A 6,687-nucleotide genomic window follows, 5' to 3' on the forward strand; every position below is an offset into this window, starting at 1 on the left:
CTTGTACAACGTTAAGATTGTGGAAACAGCAAAAGAGCACGAGGATGCGTTCGCAGTTCGCAAACAGGTTTTTGTTGAAGAACAAGGTGTGCCGCTGCATTTAGAATGTGATGCTGAGGATGCATCCGCAACGCATTTTATTATGTACGAAGACAATGCCCCTGTAGGTGCTGCACGTTTACGCAATATCGTGGACGATGCTGCAAAAATTGAACGTGTTTGTATTTTACAAGATCAGCGAGGCAAAAAACTAGGTGCTTTAATTATGAGGGAAATGGAAAAGTACGCTATTTCAATAAATAAGAAAAAGCTAAAACTCCACGCACAAAGTTATGCTATTCCTTTTTATGAAAAGCTTGGCTATGCGGTAACATCTCCCGAATTTATGGATGCTGGTATCCCACATCGTGCTATGGAAAAAACGATTTAATTCAAATCGGTGTTACGAAAATGCTACGGCATATCGTAACACCTTTTTTATTTTTCTACAAAACTTTAAAGGTTGATTTTTAAATGAAAGTCCATTTAACCAACCTTTTAAATATATCAAATTATTTCATCATTTTAGTAATTTTATCGAAGTCTAGTGAAGCACCATCTTGAATAATAGATTGAACTAACTTATCTTCAAGCTCTTGCGTAATTTGTCTATTGGACACCTTACTTACGCGTCGTACGATTTTTCTTACTTGTTTTTCACTTTTAAAATCAGCATGTTGAATTGCATTTGCTAATGCGAAGATCTCATCCATCGATACTCCAGTTTTTTGTTCAATTGAATTAAAAAATCCGCGATTCATGTTCCCCCTCCTATCAGTTAAAGTTTAAATTTATTTCCATTATTAATTTATGAAAACATTCGAAAAATAGTGAAGGCTTTAAACTTTATTCAGATAATAAAGCACTCTGAAGAAAAGCTAAAGCCTCTTATCGACTGTCACATTAGTCAAATCAATTATGCCTCGGCATAATTGCGTCCGGAATCGGCTTTGTGCTAGCACAAAGCTTTAACTTCTTTCAGCTGAAAGAAGTTAAATAATAGTAGCACCAACAATGATTAGAAGAATGAATAGAACAACGATTAGAACAAACGTTGAACTCTGACCATGTCCATAGCCATAATATCCGCAGCCATAATAACCGCCGTAATCTCCTCCGTAGCAACCATCAGAGTGCCCTCCATACGAGCCCCAGCCTTGATATCCCATAAAAATACCCCTCCCTTCTACAACCTATAATATGTTTTGGTTGTAAAAATGGGTGGGGTATTCGTCTAGTCAACATTTCCTTTTGGTTTAAAAAGTAATGCTCCGATAAAGCCAAAGACAATGGCAGCACTGATTCCTGAGCTTGTTACTTCAAACATCCCAGTTAACACGCCTACAAGTCCATGCCTTTCTGCTTCAGCAAGCGCACCATGCGTTAAAGAATTTCCAAAGGACGTAATAGGAACGGTTGCACCAGCCCCTGCAAAATCAATGAGAGGTTCATACAAGCCTATCCCGTCTAGAATTGCACCAATTACGACTAGAGTACTTAATGTATGTCCTGGTGTTAATTTTCCTACATCCATTAGTAATTGACCGATGGCACAAATAATGCCTCCTACAATAAATGCAAATACAAATGTCATAACCATAGCTTTTACCTCATTTCATTGTAATTTCAATCGCATGTGCCGTACATGGAATCGTCTCGCCCTGTTGAAAAGTAAGCGGAGACAGTAATGCTCCCGTCGCTACAAGAAGAACTCGTTTATAAGTACCTGCTCGCATCTGTTGAATTACATAACTAAAAAAAACAGCAGCTGAACAACCTGCACCACTTGCTCCGGATTGAAATGCTTCATCCTGTCCATAAAACTCAGCACCTGCATCACGTAAAGGTTTTAACTCCTCACTCTTGATGCCACTTTCAACAAACATGCCTTTTAAAAGTTTTAAGCCAAGTTGACCTAAATCACCTGTTAAAATTAAATCATAGTGGTAAATTTTTTGATTACGCTGCTCTAAATGTGATTGAATCGTCTGAAAAGCGGCTGGTGCCATCGCTGCACCCATGTGAAATGGATCATCCATACCATAATCAACCGACTTTCCAACAGTTGCCGCTTCAATAGAAGGATATTCCTCGTGATGTTTACCAATTAGTGCATACCCAGCAGCCGTTACCGTCCATTGAGCAGTTTGGGGCTTTTGTGAGCCATAATCGACTGGATAGCGGAATTGTCGCTCAACCGCATTGTGTTGACTAGATGCTCCAGCTAGGGATAAATTTGAAGCACCTACTTCTGTTAAAAGGCTCGCAACAATTACTGAAGATATAGAGGTGGCACATGCGGAGAAGAGTCCAATAAAAGGAATGTCTAAGTCTCTAGCCGCAAAATTGGTCGGTGTCATTTGATTCACTAAATCGCCGCCCATAAAGTAATCAATGTCCTTATTTTTTACGTCCGCTTTTTTCATGGCAAATTGACAGGCCTCTTCCACCATTTTTCGATGACCTTGTTCATTTGTTTTCATTTGCCAACGTTCATCATCATAAGTCGCATCAAAATGTTGACTAAATATACTTCGTTTCTCTAGTGGGCCTGCAACTACACCTGCTGCTATTAAGGATGGCTTCGATTGAAAGACAATTACCATGAAACCACTCCTATCGTTACGAGAATGTATTTAATAAGTCCAACAAAAAAGGCGGAGACAACACCAAATAATACAACGGACCCAGCTAATTTAAATATATTCCCACCAACACCAAGTACTAATCCTTCAGATCTATGCTCGATGGCAGCAGAAATAACAGCATTACCAAACCCCGTAACAGGCACAGCTGATCCAGCTCCAGCAAATTGACCAATCTTCTTATATAATCCAAAACCTGTTAAAATCATGGCAAAGAACACCATTGTTGCAACTGTTGGATTTCCGGCTGTCTCTTCAGTAAAATTAAAGAAAATGATATAAAAAAGTGAAACGGCCTGTCCGATTGTACAAATAAATCCACCTACTATAAATGCCTTTGCAACATTTTTAAAATAAGGCGGTTTCGGCGTGACATTTTGTTCTAATTGATGGTATTGTTCTTTTTCCACTATGCTTGCTCCTTTGCTAGCTTTTTCAATTCATTAATTTTATCTTTCAGTTTATTATCTTCAACTTGATCCCTTTTTATTTTATTGGCTTCATAAAATATTTTATAATCGGTTGAGACAAAAACCTTTTTGTTGGGGTATTTTTCATCAAATTTCTTTTGCAACTTTTTCTCTAATTTAGCCTTTTTCCATTTATCCCATGGTTTAATTTGCACTGCTACAAGCATACTATTGTCGTATTGGATTACCGTTGTTTTGTCTACATATTTCTGCTCTTTTAATATGGCTTCAACTTCTTTTTCATTTTCCGGTGAACCGTAGACAATAAATTTTTCTTTTTCACCGCAACCACTTAAAAGCGATAAACTGATTAATAGAGGTAACATCATTCCTAATAGCTTCAAGTTTTACCCTCCTTTTCTTTAAAGTTTCTCCAACCATAAAAAAACTATTCATTTAACTATATATACAAAGGCCCGAGTCCATTTTTCTTAAGTACATATTGTAGAAGTAGTAACAAGGAAAGGAGGTGACAATATGGGTTGTGGCAAGCCAACAAATCCTATTGGACCAATCCATTCAGCAGGCTGCGTTTGTGACGTAGTACGCGCTATTTTAGACATTCAGAATCAAGCGGTGAGAGAAGAATGTCAACCATGTACAGCTAACTGTTTCCTAGAACCACTGGGAGGCATCGTAAGTCCAGCACGCTCTCATGCAGATACACGTGTATTTATGTTAATTACAAAAGATGGTACTCCTTTTAAAGCATTTTTCAGTTCTCCAACAGCGGATCCATGTATATGTACATCCGTATTTTTCCGAGTAGAAGATATGTTTGATGAGTGCTGCGCTACCTTGCGTGTTTTAGAACCTTTATGTTCATTTGACTCCAGTGAAAGTACAGTCGATCTATTAAGTCGAGACGGTTGCTGTGTCAACATGAAAAAAATATGCAAAGTAGATGATTGGAATTCCACTGAGAGCTGTATTACTGTAGATTTATCGTGCTTCTGTGCTGTACAATGTATTGCTGATGTAGACTTAGGGATTTGTGAATAATCTTTTCTCCTTTGACACACTACACATAAAAAAAAGTGTACAGCATCCTCTGCTGTACACTTTTTTCATAAAGTAGGTAATTGTTTACCCCGCCATAATACTTGTTCTATGTCCTCAAAATAAATAATTTCTTGTGTCTTTAATTCAAAAGAAGTAAGCATCAATGAATCCGTCTCTACATTAGATGCACTACCTCGTAAATTTCGACCATCCTTTAAACATACGACTAACGGTTGATATGCTTTTTGCCGAAATGGCTTTTCTAAAAATTGAAGTTGCTTTAGTAAATACGGATCTATTTGTTCTTCTTCAACCACTTCTTCTTTTTCTTCAATCGCCTGTTCATTGAAATAGCCGTCCTTTAGATACACTGACGTACTTTCATCCAAATCAAGTTCATGTAGCACCTTAGAAATATTTAGAAAATAGGATGGTGACTTTATAAATAAGCGTGGCTCTTGACCCACATTACTCACTTCCCTTTTTTTCATACAATATGCGAAAGGAAGAAAATTGGTTCTCAGCCTATTTTGCTTATGAATGTTGTCGCCAAACCTAAGTAAATTAAAATACTTGTAATATCATTTAATGTTGTAATAAATGGACCAGATGCAACAGCTGGATCAATTTTCATGCGATGCATGAGCAATGGAATAAAAGAACCTGCAAGCGTTGCTACTAAAATTGAACCACAAAGCGCTGCTCCTACTAGCATTCCAAGTATAAGCTCTTGTTTCCAAATATAGACGATACCGATCACAATCAGTCCACAAACAATTCCAGACATTAAGCCTGTGCCTGCTTCACGTAGGAGTAATTTTAGCTTGCTATGTTCTTCAACATCTCCTGTCGCAATTCCTCGAATAGCTACCGCTAATGCCTGTGTTCCACTATTTCCAGAAGTACCTGAAATAAGAGGGATAAACACTGCGAGTAACGCAACCTGTTCTAACGTTGCCTCAAACTGTCCCATCAAATTTGCAGTCAACATCCCTAAAAATAATAATATAACAAGCCATGGTAAACGTTTTTTAGCTGCTTGGAATGAGGTTGTATCAAATTTATCCATATCGGAAATACCCGCTAATTTAGAGTAATCCTCCGATGCTTCCTCATCAATAACGTCGATAATATCGTCGACTGTAATAATCCCTAGTAATTCACCCTTATCGTCAATAACTGGTGTCGCTAAGAAGTTATAGTCCTTCATAATTTGGGCAACCTCTTCTTGGTCATCCCCTGCGTGCACCATCACAACACGCTCATTCATAATCGAACGTATACGAGTATCTTCATCCGCAATGATTAAATCACGAAGCGAAACAACACCTGTTAATCGATGTGCTTCATCCACGACAAAAATATAATAAATGGTTTCAGCATCCGGTGCTTCTTTCCGTAAAATTGCCATCGCTGAACGAACAGTAGAATTTTCTGGTATCGCTACATATTCAGTCGTCATGATAGAACCAGCAGTGCCTTCGTCATATCTTAAAAGCTCATTAATTTCTTCAGCTGTTTCCTCATCCATCATGCCTAAATAGCTTTCACGTTGTTCCGTATCCAATTCATTTAAAACGTCTGCCGCATCATCTGCATACATATGAGAAAGCATTTCTGCACCATATGACGGATCCATCTCAGCCAGATACGCTGTGTATTCATCATCATCTATTTCGATTGCCTCAAAAATATCAGCCATTTCCGACGGAGACAAGAACGAATAGATGGTCTTTCGTATATCAGGCTCCACCTTCTCATAAAACGTTGCCTGATCATATGGATGAAGCTCTAAAAACTCATCGCGGAATGCGTTTATATCATGTGCTTCGAGCATTTCTCGCAAACGTGCCTCGTCGAATTGCACATCATCCTTTTCATTTCTTTCCTCTATCATGCTTGTCCCCTCCTTCCGAGCATTAAATCATTAATACGGGCAATTCCGTAAATCTACCTTTTATATAATAGAGTGTATGATGCCTTTTCTGCAAACCCTTTTTTTACTACATAGCATCCTACAACATCTCCGCAATCTAATTGGATAAATCTGTAGATAAATGTTTCTATTTTTCACCTTTACTGAATAAAAACTAGCTCCTCACCAAAAGTTGGAGATGACATTTATTAACCGTATGCCATAAATAGTTGATTTCCGTTCCGACTGAGCGACTCCTTGGGGATCAGCGATATAGAGGAACGAAGGCTAAGAGCATCACGTCCTGTAATAACGCCTTCGTGACCAACATCCTGATGGCCCGAGACCCTGCAGCGAAGCGGATGTTTTCTGTGCGATAGCGTAGTGCTAACGTAGTGGCAGCAAATGTTTTAACTGTGCGAAAGCGAAGCGACAGCAACACGGTTTTAACTGTGCGAAAGCGAAGCGACAGCAACAACAACAAATGTTTTCTGTAGCGAAAGCAAAGCGGCAGCAACAAATGTTTTAACTGTGCGAAAGCGAAGCGGCAGCTACAAATGTTTTAACTGTGCGAAAGCGAAGCGGCAGCTACAAATGTTTTAACTGTGCGAAAGCG

General features: G+C 38.6%; 10 protein-coding genes. 2 read left to right on the plus strand and 8 right to left on the minus strand.

What is annotated here, in order from left to right; translation table 11 throughout:
- Position 1: 1 nt before the first annotated feature.
- Positions 2 to 430, plus strand: coding sequence for a GNAT family N-acetyltransferase (locus tag ACFTQ7_RS02010; RefSeq protein WP_349659075.1), 429 nt, complete (start codon positions 2 to 4; stop codon positions 428 to 430).
- 121 nt (positions 431 to 551) lie between these two features.
- On the opposite strand, the gene ACFTQ7_RS02015 is transcribed toward ACFTQ7_RS02010, so the two are convergent.
- The 6 genes from ACFTQ7_RS02015 to ACFTQ7_RS02040 all read right to left on the minus strand — a co-directional run bounded on the left by ACFTQ7_RS02015 (position 552) and on the right by ACFTQ7_RS02040 (position 3,498).
- On the minus strand, positions 552 to 800 hold the full coding sequence (locus ACFTQ7_RS02015; protein ID WP_386827010.1) for a stage VI sporulation protein F: 249 nt from the start codon (positions 798 to 800) through the stop codon (positions 552 to 554).
- A gap of 231 nt (positions 801 to 1,031) precedes the next feature.
- Positions 1,032 to 1,208, minus strand: coding sequence for a YjcZ family sporulation protein (locus ACFTQ7_RS02020; protein WP_079559577.1), 177 nt, complete (start codon positions 1,206 to 1,208; stop codon positions 1,032 to 1,034).
- Between the two features lie 65 nt (positions 1,209 to 1,273).
- The gene (spoVAE, locus tag ACFTQ7_RS02025; protein WP_386827020.1) at positions 1,274 to 1,633 is read right to left on the minus strand and encodes a stage V sporulation protein AE; all 360 of its coding nucleotides are present in this window, start codon (positions 1,631 to 1,633) and stop codon (positions 1,274 to 1,276) included.
- Positions 1,634 to 1,649: 16 nt separating this feature from the next.
- Positions 1,650 to 2,645: a stage V sporulation protein AD gene (locus ACFTQ7_RS02030; RefSeq protein WP_386827011.1), complete on the minus strand. Its 996-nt coding sequence runs from the start codon at positions 2,643 to 2,645 to the stop codon at positions 1,650 to 1,652.
- Positions 2,639 to 3,094: a stage V sporulation protein AC gene (spoVAC, locus tag ACFTQ7_RS02035; RefSeq protein ID WP_386827012.1), complete on the minus strand. Its 456-nt coding sequence runs from the start codon at positions 3,092 to 3,094 to the stop codon at positions 2,639 to 2,641. Before spoVAC ends, ACFTQ7_RS02030 begins: the two co-directional genes overlap by 7 nt.
- Positions 3,094 to 3,498: a YhcN/YlaJ family sporulation lipoprotein gene (locus ACFTQ7_RS02040; RefSeq protein WP_386827013.1), complete on the minus strand. Its 405-nt coding sequence runs from the start codon at positions 3,496 to 3,498 to the stop codon at positions 3,094 to 3,096. Before ACFTQ7_RS02040 ends, spoVAC begins: the two co-directional genes overlap by 1 nt.
- A 133-nt stretch (positions 3,499 to 3,631) precedes the next feature.
- Between ACFTQ7_RS02040 and ACFTQ7_RS02045 the strand changes: the two genes are divergently transcribed.
- The gene (locus tag ACFTQ7_RS02045; protein WP_079559573.1) at positions 3,632 to 4,156 is read left to right on the plus strand and encodes a CotY/CotZ family spore coat protein; all 525 of its coding nucleotides are present in this window, start codon (positions 3,632 to 3,634) and stop codon (positions 4,154 to 4,156) included.
- 65 nt (positions 4,157 to 4,221) lie between these two features.
- Here the strand turns inward: ACFTQ7_RS02045 and ACFTQ7_RS02050 are convergent, their stop codons facing one another.
- Both ACFTQ7_RS02050 and mgtE read right to left on the minus strand, forming a co-directional pair.
- On the minus strand, positions 4,222 to 4,623 hold the full coding sequence (locus ACFTQ7_RS02050) for a hypothetical protein (RefSeq protein WP_349659079.1): 402 nt from the start codon (positions 4,621 to 4,623) through the stop codon (positions 4,222 to 4,224).
- A gap of 53 nt (positions 4,624 to 4,676) precedes the next feature.
- Positions 4,677 to 6,053 (minus strand): magnesium transporter, encoded by a 1,377-nt coding sequence (mgtE, locus tag ACFTQ7_RS02055; RefSeq protein ID WP_349659080.1) that lies wholly within the window; start codon positions 6,051 to 6,053, stop codon positions 4,677 to 4,679.
- Positions 6,054 to 6,687 lie beyond the last annotated feature (634 nt).

Source organism: Lysinibacillus sp. NPDC056959, assembly GCF_042674095.1.
GTDB lineage: Bacteria > Bacillota > Bacilli > Bacillales_A > Planococcaceae > Lysinibacillus > Lysinibacillus zambalensis.